A 16072-nucleotide genomic window follows, 5' to 3' on the forward strand; every position below is an offset into this window, starting at 1 on the left:
TAAAATTTGCTTTTTGGAAAAATGATAGTATAATTATATAAAACAATATAGCCACTACGAACAAAAATAAATAAAATTTAATTTTATAAATAATAATTTTAAAATATTTCAAAGTGGAGGTAATATCATGAGAACATACGGACTCGAAAAATTGGGAATTATCAATACAGGAAAAGTTCATCGAAATCTGTCTTCGACCGAACTTGTTGAAATTGCCGTCAGTAAAGGAGAAGGAAAATTATCAAAGACAGGAGCTTTAGTAGTAACGACAGGAAAGTATACAGGACGTTCTCCTGAGGATAAATTTATAGTAGATACTCCGGGTATTCACGATTCTATTGCATGGGGAAAAGTGAACAGACCTATTGAAAAAGAAAAATTTAATGCTATTTACGGAAAACTTATTTCTTATCTTCAAAACAGAGAAATTTTTATTTTTGATGGATTGGCAGGAGCCGACCCCGTTTGCAGAAAAAAATTCAGAATTATAAATGAACTCGCCAGTCAGAATCTTTTTATACATCAATTATTAATAAGACCTACAGCTGAAGAACTTGCAAATTATCATATGCAGGACTTTACAATTATTGCGGCACCGGGCTTTAAATGTAATCCGAAAATTGACGGAACTCATTCGGAAGCTGCCATTATTCTCGATTATGAAGCAAAAATAGGAATTATATGCGGTTCGCAATATTCAGGAGAAATCAAAAAAAGCGTATTTTGTGTAATGAATTATCTGATGCCTAAACAGGATGTTCTTCCGATGCACTGCTCGGCAAATATAGATCCTGTAACAGGGAAAACAGCTATTTTCTTCGGATTGTCCGGAACGGGTAAAACTACATTGTCTACAGATCCTAACCGAAAACTTATAGGAGATGACGAACACGGCTGGTCCAATCACGGAATTTTCAACTTTGAAGGCGGATGTTACGCAAAGTGTATAGATTTAAAGGAAAAATACGAGCCTGAAATTTTTCATGCAATAAAATTCGGAAGTCTTGTAGAAAACGTTATAATGGATTCCAATACAAGAGAACTTGATTTTAAAGACAGAACTCTTACTGAAAATACTCGTGTAGGATATCCTATTAATTATATAGATAACGCACAAATTCCGGGTGTGGGAGGAATACCGTCGGTAGTCATATTCCTTACTGCAGATGCTTTCGGAGTGCTTCCGCCGATATCAAGACTTGATCAGAATGCGGCAATGTATCATTTTATTACAGGATTTACTTCAAAACTTGCAGGAACAGAACGTGGTGTTACCGAGCCTCAACCTACATTCTCTACTTGCTTTGGAGAACCGTTTATGCCTTTGGATCCTTCAGTTTACGCAAAAATGCTCGGAGAAAAAATCGAAAGATACAATACCAAGGTATATTTAATCAATACAGGATGGTCAGGAGGACCTTACGGTATCGGTAAACGTATGAATCTTAAATATACAAGAGCTATGGTAACAGCTGCATTAAACGGAGAGCTTGATTCGGTAGAATATATACACGACGAAACTTTCAATGTAGATGTACCTCAATCATGTCCGGGTGTTCCGAGTGAAATCATGAATCCTGCGGACACATGGGATAATAAAGAGGCATACGATGTTTATGCTAAAAAGTTGGCTAAAATGTTTAAAGAAAACTTTGAAAATAAATATCCTAATATGCCTGAAAACATAGTAAATGCAGGACCTAAAGCATAATATTCATTTCAAAAATACTGCCTGAAAAAGTAATAAAAATTTATATTGGACGGTAGTTATAAATATATTATGACTACCGCTAAAAAGAAACAGATTTAGTGAAAAAAGGAATGGATAATATCAAATAAGGAGGCGAAAACCTTGGGTAAAGTAAAAATAACCGAAACATCATTAAGGGACGGGCATCAGTCATTAATGGCTACAAGACTTACAACGGCTGAGATACTTCCGATAGTGGAAAAAATGGATAAAGCCGGTTATTATTCCCTCGAAGTATGGGGAGGAGCGACTTTTGACTCGGCGATAAGATTTTTGAACGAAGATCCTTGGGAAAGACTTAGAGAAATAAGAAAAAGAGCAAAAAATACAAAACTTCAAATGCTTTTGAGAGGACAGAATCTTTTAGGATACAGACATTATGCCGATGACATAGTAGATAAATTTGTGGAAAAATCCATAAAAAACGGAATAGATATAATAAGAATATTCGATGCTTTAAATGATGTGAGAAATATAAGACAGGCATCGGAAAGCACTAAAAAATACGGAGGACACAGTCAGCTTGCCATATGTTATACGATAAGTCCCGTACATACGATAGAATATTATAAAAATCTTGCAATGGAAATGCAGGAAATGGGAGCAGATTCCATAGCGATAAAAGATATGGCGGGGATACTTCTTCCTTACAGGGCTTACGAGCTTGTAAAAGAATTGAAAAAAGTAATAAATGTGTCGATAGAAGTTCACACTCATAATACTGCGGGATTGGGAGCTATGACCAATCTGAAATCCATAGAAGCCGGCGTGGACATAGTTGATACGGCAATATCCCCTCTATCGGGAGGAACTTCCCAACCTACTACCGAGTCTTTAGTGAGAACTCTTGCAGGTACGGAATATGATACGGAAATAAATCTTGAGATATTAAAAGAAATAGCCGAATATTTCAAACCGATAAGAAAAAAATATCTCGATAAAGGAACATTGAAACCGCAGGCATTGTTTACGGAGCCTAATATAGTGGAATATCAGTTGCCGGGAGGAATGCTTTCAAATATGCTTTCCCAGTTAAAAGAGCAGAAAGCGGAACATAAATACGAAGATGTATTAAGGGAAATACCTAAAGTAAGAGCGGATCTGGGATATCCTCCTCTTGTAACACCTCTAAGTCAAATGACCGGGACTCAGGCGGTGTTTAATGTGTTGACCGGAGAAAGATATAAAATGATACCTAAAGAAATAAAAGATTATGTAAGAGGAAAATACGGAAAATCTCCGGTACCTGTTTCCGAAGAAATGAAAAAGAGAATAATCGGAGATGAAGAAGTATTTACAGGCAGACCTGCCGATCTTTTGAAAAATGAATACGAGGAAATCAAAAAAGAAGCAGAGGATCTTATCAGAAATGAAGAAGATGTACTGACTTATGCTATGTTTCCTCAGGTAGCAAGAACTTATTTTGAAAAAAGAAATAATCCCGAAAAAGAAGTAAAAGTGCAGACTATAAATGTGATATTTTAAGAGAAAGGGGAAGTAAATGAGAATAATATACGGAGATTCTCCTATATCATTGGGAGATTCGTTATGGATAACAATAATAAGTATGCTTATAGTGTTTTTAGTGTTGGTTTTGATTTCTTTTATTCTGTCGTTTTTAAAATATGTGCCGTCTGAAAAAAAAGAAGTTAAAATAGAAAAATCTTCTATAGAAGATAATCCTGCCGTTTCATTGCGGGAAAGCAGAAAGTTGAAGCCTGAAGATATAAAAGATGATAAAATGCTCGCAGCAGTGAGTGTGGCAGTGATGGAAGCCGCAGGAGAAATTGAAAATGCTTATATAAGAATAAAATCCATAAGAGAAATAAGATAAAAAAAATCAGACAAAGACAAAATAAAATATATTTTTACGAGGAGAATACTTATGATAAAAGTGTATAAAATAAAAATCGGAGAAAAAGTTTATGAAGTTGAAGTGGAAGCTGTAAGTGAAAAAGAAGGAAAGATAGAAGCGGAGTCGGCTAAGGAAGTGAAAGAAGAAAAGCCTAAAGAAACAGTAAAACCGCAGGTATCCGAAGGAAATACCAAAGTAGAAGCACCTATGCAGGGACTTGTAGTGAGTGTTGATGTGTCTGCAGGGCAAAAAGTAAAAGCAGGAGAAACTCTCATAGTACTGGAAGCCATGAAAATGGAAAATCCTATAGTAGCACCTGTAGACGGCACAGTAGCAGGAATACATGTATCAAAAGGAGATACTGTGGAAACCGGAACATTAATGGTCAGCTTATCTTAGGTAGGGAAAGGAGAAGAAAATGGAGTTACTGAAAACCCTTTATAGTACAACAGGACTGTCAATGCTTACATGGCAACAGTTTATAATGATAATAGTGGCATTAGTTTTATTGTATCTGGCAATAAAAAGAGGATACGAGCCTTATCTGCTGTTACCTATATCTTTCGGAATGCTGCTTGTAAATCTGCCGGGAGTGCCTAAGGAAGGGCTTATGGAGCCGGGAGGACTACTTTATTATTTGTATCAGGGAGTAAAATTCGGAATATATCCGCCGTTAATATTTTTGGCAATAGGTGCAAGTACGGATTTCGGACCTTTAATAGCAAATCCTAAAAGTCTTTTGTTGGGAGCTGCGGCACAGCTCGGGATATTTTTGGCATTTACGGGAGCGATACTTCTGGGGCTTACAGGAAGAGAAGCAGCTTCCATAGGAATAATAGGAGGAGCTGACGGTCCTACGGCAATATATCTGACTACAAAACTGGCACCGGATTTATTGGGTCCTATAGCAGTGGCAGCTTATTCATATATGGCGTTAGTACCTATTATACAGCCTCCTATAATAAAACTGCTTACTACAAAAGAAGAAAGAAAAATAAAAATGGTGCAGTTAAGAGAAGTGAGTAAAACCGAGAAAATATTATTTCCTATTGCGGTAACGATAGTAGTAACATTGCTTATACCGTCAGCAGTTCCTCTAATAGGGATGCTTATGCTGGGAAATCTTATAAAAGAATCGGGAGTAGTGGGAAACCTTGTGGAACATGTAAAAGGAGCGATGCTTTACTGTATAACAATAGTTCTCGGAACTACTGTAGGAGCCACTGCCAATGCTCAGACATTTTTAAATGTTACTACACTTAAAATATTGGCATTGGGATTATTCGCTTTTGCTTTCGGGACAGTAGGCGGTGTGCTTTTCGGAAAACTTATGTGCAGACTGTCAGGAGGAAAAGTAAATCCTATGATAGGAGCAGCAGGAGTTTCAGCCGTACCTATGGCTGCGAGAGTAGTACAAAAAGTAGGACAGGAAGAAAATCCGAGCAATTTTCTGCTTATGCATGCAATGGGACCTAATGTTGCAGGAGTAATAGGGTCTGCAGTTGCTGCAGGAGTATTACTCATTATATTTAAGTAAAAAAACTTTTAAAAACTGTTATTTTCAGATATTTTATAAATGATTATTGATTCAAATCAGTAAATTTAAGTGATTGGTAAAAAGTCCATTGACTTTTAAGTCCAAGTTTAGTATAATAATTTTTGTGAATGTTATGCGGAAGTATCGCCTAATGGTAGGGCAGCAGCTTGGAAAGCTGTGGACGGTTAAACGTCTTGTGGGTTCGAGTCCCTCTACTTCCGCCATTTGGAAGAATATAAAGAGTTTTATAAATAATAAAAGAGTTGTATTTTATTCAAGTTTTGTATTAATGCAGCTCTTTTAAATTTTCTCAAAATTAGTTTTCTTGCTGAAATTATTAAGTTGTACAGTCGTTATTTTAAATATAAAATAATAATATTTCTTTTGAAAATTTTCAATATACGAAAAATCTGAATATTATATAAACTATTGAAACTGTTATGTAATTATCAGCAACAATAAAAAGGCAATATAGAAAATAATAGTATTTTATGATATAATCATAATAAAATCACAAAAGTCAAAAATGTCGGACAAATGAAAGAGTGATATTAATAAGGAGGAAACATGTTGGAGAAATTATCCCGTTTGAAAGAAGAAGTACTGGAAACACTTAATAATGTCGGGAATCTTGAAGAATTGAATGATTTAAAAGTGAAAATTCTCGGGAAAAAAGGAGAATTTACAACTATAATGAAAGGAATGGCTGATATTGCAGCTGAAAAAAGAGCTGAATTCGGTAAAGTTACTAATGAATTGAAAACGGTTTTACAGGATAAATTTGATGAGAAATTAAATACACTTAAAGAAAAAGCGAAACAGGAAAGATTGAAAAATGAAACAATAGATATAACACTGCCGGGAAGAAAGGCCGATGAAGGTTCGCTTCATCCTTTGACGAAAACTGTTGCAGAAATAAAAGAAATAGTTTCGGATATGGGATTTGATATAGTGGACGGGCCTGAAATCGAGTATACAAAATATAATTTTGATGCGTTGAACATACCGGAAACTCACCCTTCAAGAGAACTGTCCGATACGTTTTATATTCAAAATGATGTTCTTTTAAGAACGCAGACATCAGGAATGCAGATAAGATATATGCTTGACAGAAAACCTCCTTTCAGAATGGTTTCTATAGGGAAAGTATACAGACCTGATTATGATGTGTCGCATACGCCTATGTTTCATCAAATGGAAGGACTTATGATCGGGGAAGATGTATCTTTTTCAAACTTTAAAGCAATTTTGGAAAATATTGTAAAAAAAATATTCGGAAAAGAAAGAAATGTAAGATTCAGACCACACTTCTTTCCGTTTACAGAGCCGTCGGCAGAAATGGACGTAGAATGCGGTGTATGTAGAGGAGCGGGCTGCAGAGTATGTAAAGGAACAGGCTGGCTTGAAATACTCGGAAGCGGAATGGTAAATCCCAAAGTCCTTCAGGGAGTAGGAATAGATCCTCAAAAATATCAAGGATTTGCTTTCGGATTGGGACTTGAAAGAATTACAATGTTAAAATACGGAATTGACGATTTGAGAGCATTTTTTGAAAATGATGTGAGATTTTTGGATCAGTTTTAGAAGTGTTTGAAATATAAAATTTGGTTTTAATAAATAACGGATTAAAAAACTAGGAGGAAAAATGCTGATTTCTTTAAATTGGTTAAAGCAATATATAGATTTGGAAGGAAAAGAAGTAGGAGAATTGGAAAAGGCTCTTACGATGATCGGACAGGAAGTCGAGAAAATCGAAATAAAGGGGGATAATCTTGATAATGTTGTAGTAGGACATTTAATCGAAGTAAAAAAACATCCTAATGCCGACAGTTTGACCCTTTGTAAAGTGGATAACGGAAAAGAAATACTTCAAATAGTGTGCGGTGCTACAAATCATAAGACAGGAGATAAAGTTGCACTTGCACAGGTGGGAGCTAAATTAAGAGAAGACTTTACAATAAAAAAAGGAAAAATAAGAGGAGAAGAATCAAACGGAATGCTCTGTTCGGAAGACGAACTGGGTATAGGAAGCGATAAAGACGGAATTATAATATTGCCTGAAGATGCTCCTGTGGGAACTCCTTTAAAAGAATACTTAGGAATAAATGACACAGTATTCGAGTTGGAAATAACTCCCAACAGACCTGACTGCCTGTCGCATATAGGGATAGCAAGGGAACTTGCAGCATATTACGGAAAAGAATTGAAATATCCTGAAACAGCTATAAATAAAGAAATACAGGAAAAAACATCTGATAATATAAAAGTTAAGATAGAGGACAGCGATTTATCCCGAAGATATGTAACAAGAATATTAAAAGGTGTAACAGTAAAAGAAAGTCCGAAATGGCTTAAAGAAAGAATAGAAGCTGTAGGGTTAAGAAGTATAAATAACATAGTAGATGTTTCAAACTTTATTTTAATGGAGATGAATCATCCTAATCACGTGTTTGATTTGGATAAAATCGAAGGAAATGAAATAATTGTAAAAACTGCAAACAAAGGAGATGTACTTGTTACTCTTGACGATCAGGAAAGAAAGCTCGAAAACGAGGATATTGTAATAGCCGACAGTAAAAAAATACTGGCTGTAGGCGGAGTAATGGGAGGTTTTGATTCTCAGGTTACCGACAGTACAAAAAATGTATTGCTTGAAGTTGCTCATTTCAATCCTCAAAATGTGAGAAAAACTTCGAGAAGATTGACATTATTCAGTGATTCTTCGTACAGATTTGAAAGAGGAATAGACGTTGAAAATGCCGTGAATGTAATAAACAGACTGGCAAATCTGATACAGGAAGTAGCAGGAGGAGAGATTTTAAGCGGATATGCAGAGCAATATCCCGTTCCACATGAAAACAGAACTACAGGACTTAATCTTGAAAGACTTCACAGATTTGTCGGAAAAGTTATACTGAAAGAAGAAGTTATAAAAATACTTGAAGGTCTTGAAATAAAAGTAGTCGATAAAGGGGAAAATCTTGAGCTTACAGCTCCTTCTTACAGAGGAGATTTAGAACTGGAACAGGATTATTTTGAAGAAGTAATCAGAATGTACGGTTTTGACAATATAGAAAATGTTTTACCGAAAGTAAATATAAATGAAAGCTCCACTCTTGATACGACAAAACTTACAGACACTGTGAAAAATATAGCTGCAAGTACAGGATTAAAAGAAGTGATAAATTACAGTTTTATACCTAAAGACGGGCTTGAAAAAATAAAATTTACAGGAGTTAAGGGAGATAAACTGATAGATATTTCCAACCCGATAACTGAAGATTTTGTTACTATGAGACCGACTTTACTTTACAGTTTGATAAAAAATGTCAAAGAAAATATAAACAGAAATGTTTCGGATATAAGATTTTTCGAGGTGAGCAGAACTTTTGAAAAAGCCGAAGAATTGGCAAAAGAAGAAATAAAGTTAGGAATTATTCTTGCAGGGGAAAAAGATAAAACTTTGTGGAATCCTAAGCCTGTACCTTATGATTTTTATGATTTGAAAGGTATTGTAGAGGAAGTATTTTCAAAATTGAAATTTAAAAATTATTCCATAAAAAGATCGGTTCAAACGGAATTTCATCCGGGAAGATCTGCAGATGTATTTGTAGGAAACGAATGTGTAGGAAGTTTCGGAGAAATTCATCCTGATGTATTGGAAAATTTTGATTTAAACAGAAAATCAGTGCTTGTAGGAGAGTTCAATATTGATTTGATTAAAAAATATATAAGAAAGCCTTTTGTTTATCAGGGGCCGGTAAAATATCCGGCTGTACCGAGAGATATAGCATTGGTTATGAATGAAAATGTTTTAGTCGGAGATGTTTTAAAAACAGTTGAAAAAATAGATAAAAAAGTCGAGAAAGTGGAATTGTTCGACATATACAGAGGGCTTGGAGTAGAGCCGGGTAAAAAAAGTGTAGCTATAAGTGTGCTTTTAAGAGATAATTCCAAAACTCTTGAAGAAAAAGAAATAAATGATATTATGGAAAAAATATTGAATAAAGTCAAAAAAGATTATATGGCTGAATTAAGACAATAGTCACAAAAAATGAGAGGAATCCCGAATGAGAAAGTGTGTAATTTTTTTGAACGGAGAGTATACATATTCACAGCAATTTATAGATGATTTATTTGATGAAAATACGATCTGTTTATGTGCAGATGGTGGAGCAAATTCTGCACATAAATACAATAAAAAGCCGTTGTATATTATCGGTGATTTAGATTCTGTAAATGCCAAAATTTTAGAGGACTATAAAAAGCAAGGTGTAAATATTGTGAAATATAATCCCGAAAAAGATTATACCGACTTTGAGCTGATTTTGCAGAAAGTCGAAGAGCTTGAAAAGGATGGCGATTTTAAATTTGATTCTATGAGTATACTCGGTGCTTTAGGAAAAAGAATTGATTTGACTCTCAATAATATTTTTCTTATGGAAAAATATAAAAATATTAAAATTTTAACTGAAAACGAAGAAATATTTTATACTGAAAGTTCTTTTTCTTTGAATAATAAAAAAGGTTACGGTTTTTCAATTATTCCCCTTGATAATATTATAGGAAATTTGACATTAAAAGGGTTTAAGTATGAACTGGATAGTGTGAATGTAGAAAGAAAATCTTCACGACTTGTGAGTAATATCATTGAAAAAGAAGTGTGCAGTGTGAGTTTTACAAGAGGGAAAATGATAGTAATTTTGAGAAAAAATGTAACTGAAGATTAAAATAATATAAAATTTATAGTATTAGTAGTATTGTCTGTAATGATGCTAAATTCTTGCTTTGCTTTATGGTCGGCATCACAAGCAGGTACTGGTAAATATTGCGGAATAAGAAAATGTCCAAAAGAATAATTATTTAAAAAAATAAATATTATGTTACATAGAAACAAAGATAAAAAGTTTATATTAAAAAGATTAAAAAAGAAAATGTACTAAAAAACCGAAGCTCAAATAAAAAAGAAAATAAAGAAAAAAGCGAAAAAAATAAAGGATATATTTCGTGTTTTTCATTTGCAAATGTAAAAAAGATAAAGTATAGTCATGTTGTAAAGACATGTTGAAAAGAACAGCTTACATTTATTGAAAAGTTAAATGTAAGCTGTTTTGTAATGTAGATTAATATTTGAAGTTGAATATTAAATCCGATGTTTTTTCATTTGAGCTATTTGAGTTTTATGAAAAATTTTAATAAAAAGTCTTGACAAAAAAACAAAATTTATATATAATATCACTTGTCTTGATGTGAATATCAGGATAAATTTAAGATTGGGCTGTCGCCAAGCGGTAAGGCACTGGACTTTGACTCCAGCATGCAATGGTTCGAATCCATTCAGCCCAGCCACTTTAAAATTAAATGGTTATTATATAAACTGCCGAATAAAAACGGCAGTTTTTTCTATATTGTAATTTATTCAAGCTTTTGTTATAATTTTTAGTGATTAAAGGGTGAGGGAATCATTCTCATTTTGTACTTTATTAAAGCGAAAGGAATGATAATTATATGAAGTTATCGGAATATGTTGCTGAAGATTCTTTATGTGAGAAAAAAGAGGCGGTTGAAAAAAATAAACCGAAAAGTTGGCTGAAAACGGTGAGTGCTTTTGCAAACGGGACAGGTGGAGTTTTAATTTTCGGAATTTCGGATAAAGACGAACTTAAAGGTCTGAAAGATTATAAAAAAGACGGCGAATATATCAGTGAAATTATTAAATCAAAGATAGAACCTGTTCCTGAAATAAGAATGGAAAATATTAGTGAAGAAGGTAAAAATTACATTTTTCTTTATGTAAATGAAGGGAAAGAAACTCCGTATTATTTTGTGGACAGCGGTAATCGTATTGCATATGTAAGAATAGGAAATGAAAGTGTAACAGCCAAAAATTCTGATTTAAAGCAATTAATACTTAAAGGAATGAATATGACATATGATTCTTTAAATACGAATATAAAAATAGACAATATGTCTTTCAGTAAATTAAGGTCCGTATATTATTTAAAAACGGGAAATGAATTTGAAGAGTCTGATTTTGTTTCATTTGGACTGCTGAATAATGACAAATCACTTACAAATGCAGGTATTCTTTTTTCGGATATGCCTTCAATCAGGCATTCCAGAGTTTTCTGTACAAGATGGAACGGATTGGATAAAGCTTCGGGACGTGACGAAGCATTGGATGATAAAGAATTTAAGGGGAGCTTACTCTTATTGTTGGAAAATTCGATAGATTTTATAAAAAATAATTCAAAGAAAAAATGGAAAAAAGCAAAAGATACCAGAATTGAAATGCCGGACTATCCTGAAAGGGCAGTACAGGAAGCAATTGTAAATGCTTTGATTCATAGAGATTATACTGAACTTGGCAGTGAAATTCATATTGATATGTTTGATGACAGAATGGAGATATATTCTCCCGGAGGAATGCCTGACGGAAGCACTGTTCAGAATTCCGATATTAAAAATATTCCTTCCAAAAGAAGAAATCCTGTTATTGCAGATTTATTTAACAGAATGAACCTTATGGAAAGAAGGGGAAGCGGACTTAAAAAAATATTATCAGATTATTATAATGCAGTAAATTATTCTGAAGATAAAAATGTTGAATTTAAGTCTACAAATAAAGATTTCTGGGTAATTTTGAAGAATTTGAATTATGTCGTAAAAGATGTCGTAAAAGATGTCGTAAAAGATGTCGTAAAAGATGTCGTAAAAGATGTCGTTAAAATAAATGACAGATATAAAAGAATTCTACGGGAAATGTCTAAGAATCCAGATATAACTGCAAAAAAATTAAGCAATATATTGGAAGTAAGTGAAAGAACTGTTCAGAGAGATATCAATAAATTGAAATCGGATAAAAAAATTATGAGAGAAGAAGGCTTGAAAAAAGGAAAATGGAGAGTAAAAGCTGAAAAAGACAGGGAGAATTAAAACATATGAAAAAAAACAGAAGAATAGAGGAAATAGATGTCTTAAGGGCTGCAGCTCTTATTATGATTTGCTTGTATCACTGGTTTACATATAAAGGAATGTATGTAGGAGTTATTATATTTTTTGCATTAAGTGGATACTTATTTACAAGTTCGTTATTATCGAGAGATTTTTCGTGCTTTAATGTCATAAAAAGAAGAATGTCGAAAATTTATCCTGCCCTTCTTACGGTAATACTTGTTTCGACAATAGTTTTAATCATTATGAACGGAGGTCTGGAAGAAAAGTATAAAAACAGTGCATTTTTTTCTGTAATAGGACTCAATAATATTCATCAGATAATCTCGGGAATATCGTATTTTGACAGCTATAATATAATTTTGCCGCTGACTCATATATGGGCATTATCTTTTCAAATACAAATGTATGTTTTTTTCCCTTTTATTTTGAAAGGGTTGAAAAAATTCAAGCTGAAAGATGAGCTTATAGGGATTATTTTTTTTGGAATAAGTGTTTTGTCGGCGTTATTAATGGGTTATAAATATTATAAAGGTGCCGATATTTCGAGAATATATTACGGTACGGACACAAGAGCTTTTACTTTTTTTGTCGGAGCTGCCGTTGCAATGTTTTACAATAAAAGGGAAATAAGCAAAGAATCCGAAAAGATAAAAGTCCTTTTGGCAGGAATGTCAGGAATTTTTCTTTCGGTGATATTTGCTTTAACTGTTGATTATAAAAATCCTCTCGGATATTACGGTTTATTATATTTTATAAGTGTTTTATCGGCATTTTCGGCAGTACTGTTTACAAAAATAAAATTGAGAAAATTACAAATTCCTTTTTTATCAGGAATGAAGAAAGTTTTGTCGTTGCTTGGAAGACGTGAGTATCATTATTATTTATGGCAATATCCTTTGATGATATTTATGAGAGAAATTTTCAAATGGTCAAAAGTCGGTTTTTTAAGTCAATTTATCCTTGAAATACTGATTTTAATAGTAATTTCCGAAATAAGTTATTTTATTTTTGAAAAGAAAAATTTAAAAGTGCCGAATTATGCAATGCCGGGAATTATTATAATGCTTTTGCTTTTCGCTCCTTTGTATAAAAATAAAGATTTGGAAGAAATGAAAACAGTACAGGCACAGATAAAAGAAGAAACTGTCAAAGAAATTGAAAAAGAGACTGTAACAGAAACAGAAGAAAAAACTGAAAAGACGGATGAGAAAAAGGAAGAAAAAAAATCGGAAGAAGAAAAGCAGAAAACGGAAAATATTGACGACAGAAATATCCTGTTTATAGGAGATTCGGTCCTTGAAATGACAAAGCCTGAACTTGAGAAGAAATATCCTAATGCGATAATTGACGTGAAAATCGGTAGGCAATTTTCAGAATTGGCGGGATTACTGACTGAATTTAAAAATTCGGGAAAACTCGGGAAAACAGTTGTAATAGCATTGGGAACAAACGGTCCGATTTTAGATGAAGATGCAAAAAAAGCAATGGCAATACTTGAAGGACACGATGTGTATTTTGTAAATTCGGTAGTGGCACGACCTTGGGAAAAAAGAGTAAACAGAGAAATAGCCAATATTGCCAAAAACTACGGGAATGTAAAGATTATAGACTGGTATTCTTATGCTAAAGGAGAAAAAGAATATTTTTATAAAGACGGAGTACATCCTAAGCCCGCAGCTGCTAAAAAATATGTTAATCTTGTATATTCTGCAGTAAGTAAAAATAAGTAGTTTTTATTTCCTTTTTTAATAAAAAAGGAAAGAGTTAAAGAAATATTTGAAAAACACTTTTATTTTTGGTATACTGAATATATAGAAATATTAAAAATAAAGATTTTATAAGAAATGGAGTTAATTATTATGAAATTGAATTTTAGTTATCAGTTTGCGAAAAACTTTTTTAATGAAGCTGAACTGGATCAAATTAAACCTTATACGGAACTTGCGAACGAAGTTCTGACAAAAAAAAGCGGAGCGGGAAATGACTTTTTAGGATGGATTTCATTACCTGAAGATTATGACAAAGAAGAATTTGGAAGAATAAAAAAAGCTGCAGAAAAAATAAAAAACGACTCGGAAGTTTTAATTGTAATAGGGATAGGAGGCTCTTATTTAGGAGCAAAAGCCGCAATAGAGTTTTTATCTCACAGTTTTTATAATAATTTGCCTAAAGAAAAAAGAAAAACTCCTGAAATCTATTTTGCGGGAACAAATATGAGCAGTACATATTTGAATCATTTAATAGATTTATTGGGAAACAGAGATTTTTCGGTAAATGTGATTTCCAAATCGGGAACTACTACAGAGCCGGCAATAGCTTTCAGAGTGTTTAAAAAACTCCTTGAAGAAAAATATGGAAAAGAAGAAGCTGCAAAAAGAATTTACGCTACTACGGATAAATCTAAAGGAGCATTGAAAACTCTTGCAACTACTGAAGGATATGAAACATTTACAGTACCTGACAATGTCGGAGGAAGATTTTCCGTTTTAACGGCAGTAGGATTACTTCCGATAGCTGCTGCAGGGATAAATATAGATGAACTTATGGCGGGAGCAAAAGATGCCATGAATGACTACTCTAACGGATCTTTTGAAGAAAATCAGACTTTACAGTATGCGGCAATAAGAAATATTTTGCATAGAAAAGGAAAAGATGTGGAAATTCTTGTGAATTATGAGCCGAGATTACATTATTTTTCCGAATGGTGGAAACAGTTATTCGGTGAATCCGAAGGAAAAGACGGAAAAGGACTTTATCCGTCATCGGTAGATTTTTCTGCTGATTTGCATTCGCTTGGACAGTATATTCAGGAAGGAAAAAGAACAATGTTTGAAACGGTAGTTTCTATAGGGTCTCCCGAATCAGAATATACAATAGAAAGTGATAAGGACAATCTTGACGGACTTAACTTTATAGCGGGAAAAACATTGGATTATGTAAATAAAAAGGCGACAGACGGAGTTATATTGGCACATATTGACGGAAGTGTTCCGAATCTGACTGTAAATATACCTGAAGTTACACCTTATCATTTAGGTTATGCTTTTTATTTCTTTGAAAAAGCATGCGGAGTAAGCGGATATTTATTGGGTGTGAATCCTTTCGATCAGCCGGGAGTGGAAGCATATAAAAAAAATATGTTCGCTCTGTTAGGTAAACCGGGATATGAAGAAGAAGGTAAAAAACTCGAAGAAAAACTGAAAAATATGAAATAAAAATTATAAAGACAAAAGGCTGTTTTAAATGGAGAAATTTTAACGGAAGATTTTCCCGTTATAAAAACAGTTCTTTTGTTTTTTAAATTTTCGGAATAAATCGGAAGGAGCCTGATGGAAAAAGCATTAATAGAGAAAATGAATAAAGATATGACTGAAATAAAAAATCTTTGGGAAAAAGTAAGCGAAGGTAATGATCGGGAGAAAGAAAAAATTGGTTCGGAAAAGAGCCTGTTTCCAGAAAAAATAAAAGATTATGCACAAGTATATAAAGACTTCGGAACATTTTTTGCCGAGTATAATATGGGAATTGTTACTCATGAAGATTTTATCAAAGTGAGAAATACGATTAATAAACTTTACAAAGAAGTAAAAAAAGAAATTTTTGATAAATCAGCTGTTGAAAATACGGTAAATGAATTTCAGGAAATAAGAATAACGGGAAGCGGGAAATTATCCGAGGAGATTATAAAGAAGTCGACGGAAGATTTTAAAAAACTTGAAGGAATAATAAAAAACAAAAGTTGGGAAAAAGAAACCGAATTTATACACGAAAGACATAAACATTATAATAAAATAAAAGAATGGTTTGACGGAAATATTCTGAGAGACTTGGAGCTTTACAGCAGTATTTTCGATACAATGGTAAACTTCGACATAAGTGTCAGACAAATGGCGAAAAATAAAGATCCTTATATATTCGTTTCGGAAGATTAGTTCGGGAAAACTGTTCTTGAAAAATTATATAAAATGATGTA

12 protein-coding genes and 2 tRNA genes are annotated in these 16072 nt (G+C 33.2%); all 14 read left to right on the forward strand.

What is annotated here, in order from left to right; translation table 11 throughout:
* The first annotated feature begins 127 nt into the window (after window positions 1-127).
* The 14 genes from pckA to FVE72_RS00380 all read left to right on the forward strand — a co-directional run bounded on the left by pckA (window position 128) and on the right by FVE72_RS00380 (window position 16031).
* The gene (gene pckA / locus FVE72_RS00315; protein ID WP_026736809.1) at window positions 128-1711 is read left to right on the forward strand and encodes a phosphoenolpyruvate carboxykinase (ATP); all 1584 of its coding nucleotides are present in this window, start codon (window positions 128-130) and stop codon (window positions 1709-1711) included.
* Window positions 1712-1852: 141 nt separating this feature from the next.
* Window positions 1853-3235, forward strand: a complete 1383-nt coding sequence (locus FVE72_RS00320; protein WP_026736810.1) for an oxaloacetate decarboxylase subunit alpha — start codon at window positions 1853-1855, stop codon at window positions 3233-3235.
* 16 nt (window positions 3236-3251) lie between these two features.
* On the forward strand, window positions 3252-3584 hold the full coding sequence (locus tag FVE72_RS00325; RefSeq protein WP_026736811.1) for an OadG family protein: 333 nt from the start codon (window positions 3252-3254) through the stop codon (window positions 3582-3584).
* Window positions 3585-3635: 51 nt separating this feature from the next.
* Window positions 3636-4004 (forward strand): biotin/lipoyl-containing protein, encoded by a 369-nt coding sequence (locus tag FVE72_RS00330; RefSeq protein ID WP_026736812.1) that lies wholly within the window; start codon window positions 3636-3638, stop codon window positions 4002-4004.
* Window positions 4005-4023: 19 nt separating this feature from the next.
* Complete coding sequence (locus tag FVE72_RS00335; RefSeq protein ID WP_026736813.1) at window positions 4024-5142, forward strand: sodium ion-translocating decarboxylase subunit beta; 1119 nt, start codon at window positions 4024-4026, stop codon at window positions 5140-5142.
* Between the two features lie 137 nt (window positions 5143-5279).
* Window positions 5280-5366, forward strand: a tRNA-Ser gene (locus FVE72_RS00340).
* 343 nt (window positions 5367-5709) lie between these two features.
* Window positions 5710-6726, forward strand: a complete 1017-nt coding sequence (gene pheS / locus FVE72_RS00345) for a phenylalanine--tRNA ligase subunit alpha (RefSeq protein WP_006807955.1) — start codon at window positions 5710-5712, stop codon at window positions 6724-6726.
* A 61-nt stretch (window positions 6727-6787) separates the two neighbouring features.
* Complete coding sequence (gene pheT, locus FVE72_RS00350; protein WP_026736814.1) at window positions 6788-9187, forward strand: phenylalanine--tRNA ligase subunit beta; 2400 nt, start codon at window positions 6788-6790, stop codon at window positions 9185-9187.
* Window positions 9188-9212: 25 nt separating this feature from the next.
* On the forward strand, window positions 9213-9872 hold the full coding sequence (locus FVE72_RS00355) for a thiamine diphosphokinase (protein WP_026736815.1): 660 nt from the start codon (window positions 9213-9215) through the stop codon (window positions 9870-9872).
* A 544-nt stretch (window positions 9873-10416) separates the two neighbouring features.
* Window positions 10417-10491: transfer RNA gene (locus FVE72_RS00360), tRNA-Gln, on the forward strand.
* 159 nt (window positions 10492-10650) lie between these two features.
* Window positions 10651-12078 (forward strand): ATP-binding protein, encoded by a 1428-nt coding sequence (locus tag FVE72_RS00365; RefSeq protein ID WP_026736816.1) that lies wholly within the window; start codon window positions 10651-10653, stop codon window positions 12076-12078.
* A 5-nt stretch (window positions 12079-12083) separates the two neighbouring features.
* On the forward strand, window positions 12084-13829 hold the full coding sequence (locus FVE72_RS00370) for an acyltransferase family protein (protein ID WP_146966286.1): 1746 nt from the start codon (window positions 12084-12086) through the stop codon (window positions 13827-13829).
* Between the two features lie 129 nt (window positions 13830-13958).
* Entirely contained in the window at window positions 13959-15314 is a 1356-nt protein-coding gene (locus FVE72_RS00375; protein WP_026736817.1) for a glucose-6-phosphate isomerase, read from the forward strand.
* Between the two features lie 114 nt (window positions 15315-15428).
* Window positions 15429-16031, forward strand: coding sequence for a hypothetical protein (locus FVE72_RS00380; RefSeq protein ID WP_026736818.1), 603 nt, complete (start codon window positions 15429-15431; stop codon window positions 16029-16031).
* Window positions 16032-16072 lie beyond the last annotated feature (41 nt).

Source organism: Pseudoleptotrichia goodfellowii (genome assembly GCF_007990505.1).
Classification (GTDB): Bacteria; Fusobacteriota; Fusobacteriia; order Fusobacteriales; family Leptotrichiaceae; genus Pseudoleptotrichia; species Pseudoleptotrichia goodfellowii.

What these genes read in the sequence shown, in the direction of transcription:
- pheT (WP_026736814.1), top strand. Translation starts at nt 6,788, where the DNA reads ATGCTGATTTCTTTAAATTGGTTAAAGCAATATATAGATTTGGAAGGA.
- FVE72_RS00365 (WP_026736816.1), top strand. Translation starts at nt 10,651, where the DNA reads ATGAAGTTATCGGAATATGTTGCTGAAGATTCTTTATGTGAGAAAAAA.
- FVE72_RS00325 (WP_026736811.1), top strand. Translation starts at nt 3,252, where the DNA reads ATGAGAATAATATACGGAGATTCTCCTATATCATTGGGAGATTCGTTA.
- pheS (WP_006807955.1), top strand. Translation starts at nt 5,710, where the DNA reads ATGTTGGAGAAATTATCCCGTTTGAAAGAAGAAGTACTGGAAACACTT.
- FVE72_RS00335 (WP_026736813.1), top strand. Translation starts at nt 4,024, where the DNA reads ATGGAGTTACTGAAAACCCTTTATAGTACAACAGGACTGTCAATGCTT.
- FVE72_RS00355 (WP_026736815.1), top strand. Translation starts at nt 9,213, where the DNA reads ATGAGAAAGTGTGTAATTTTTTTGAACGGAGAGTATACATATTCACAG.
- pckA (WP_026736809.1), top strand. Translation starts at nt 128, where the DNA reads ATGAGAACATACGGACTCGAAAAATTGGGAATTATCAATACAGGAAAA.
- FVE72_RS00370 (WP_146966286.1), top strand. Translation starts at nt 12,084, where the DNA reads ATGAAAAAAAACAGAAGAATAGAGGAAATAGATGTCTTAAGGGCTGCA.
- FVE72_RS00380 (WP_026736818.1), top strand. Translation starts at nt 15,429, where the DNA reads ATGGAAAAAGCATTAATAGAGAAAATGAATAAAGATATGACTGAAATA.
- FVE72_RS00375 (WP_026736817.1), top strand. Translation starts at nt 13,959, where the DNA reads ATGAAATTGAATTTTAGTTATCAGTTTGCGAAAAACTTTTTTAATGAA.
- FVE72_RS00330 (WP_026736812.1), top strand. Translation starts at nt 3,636, where the DNA reads ATGATAAAAGTGTATAAAATAAAAATCGGAGAAAAAGTTTATGAAGTT.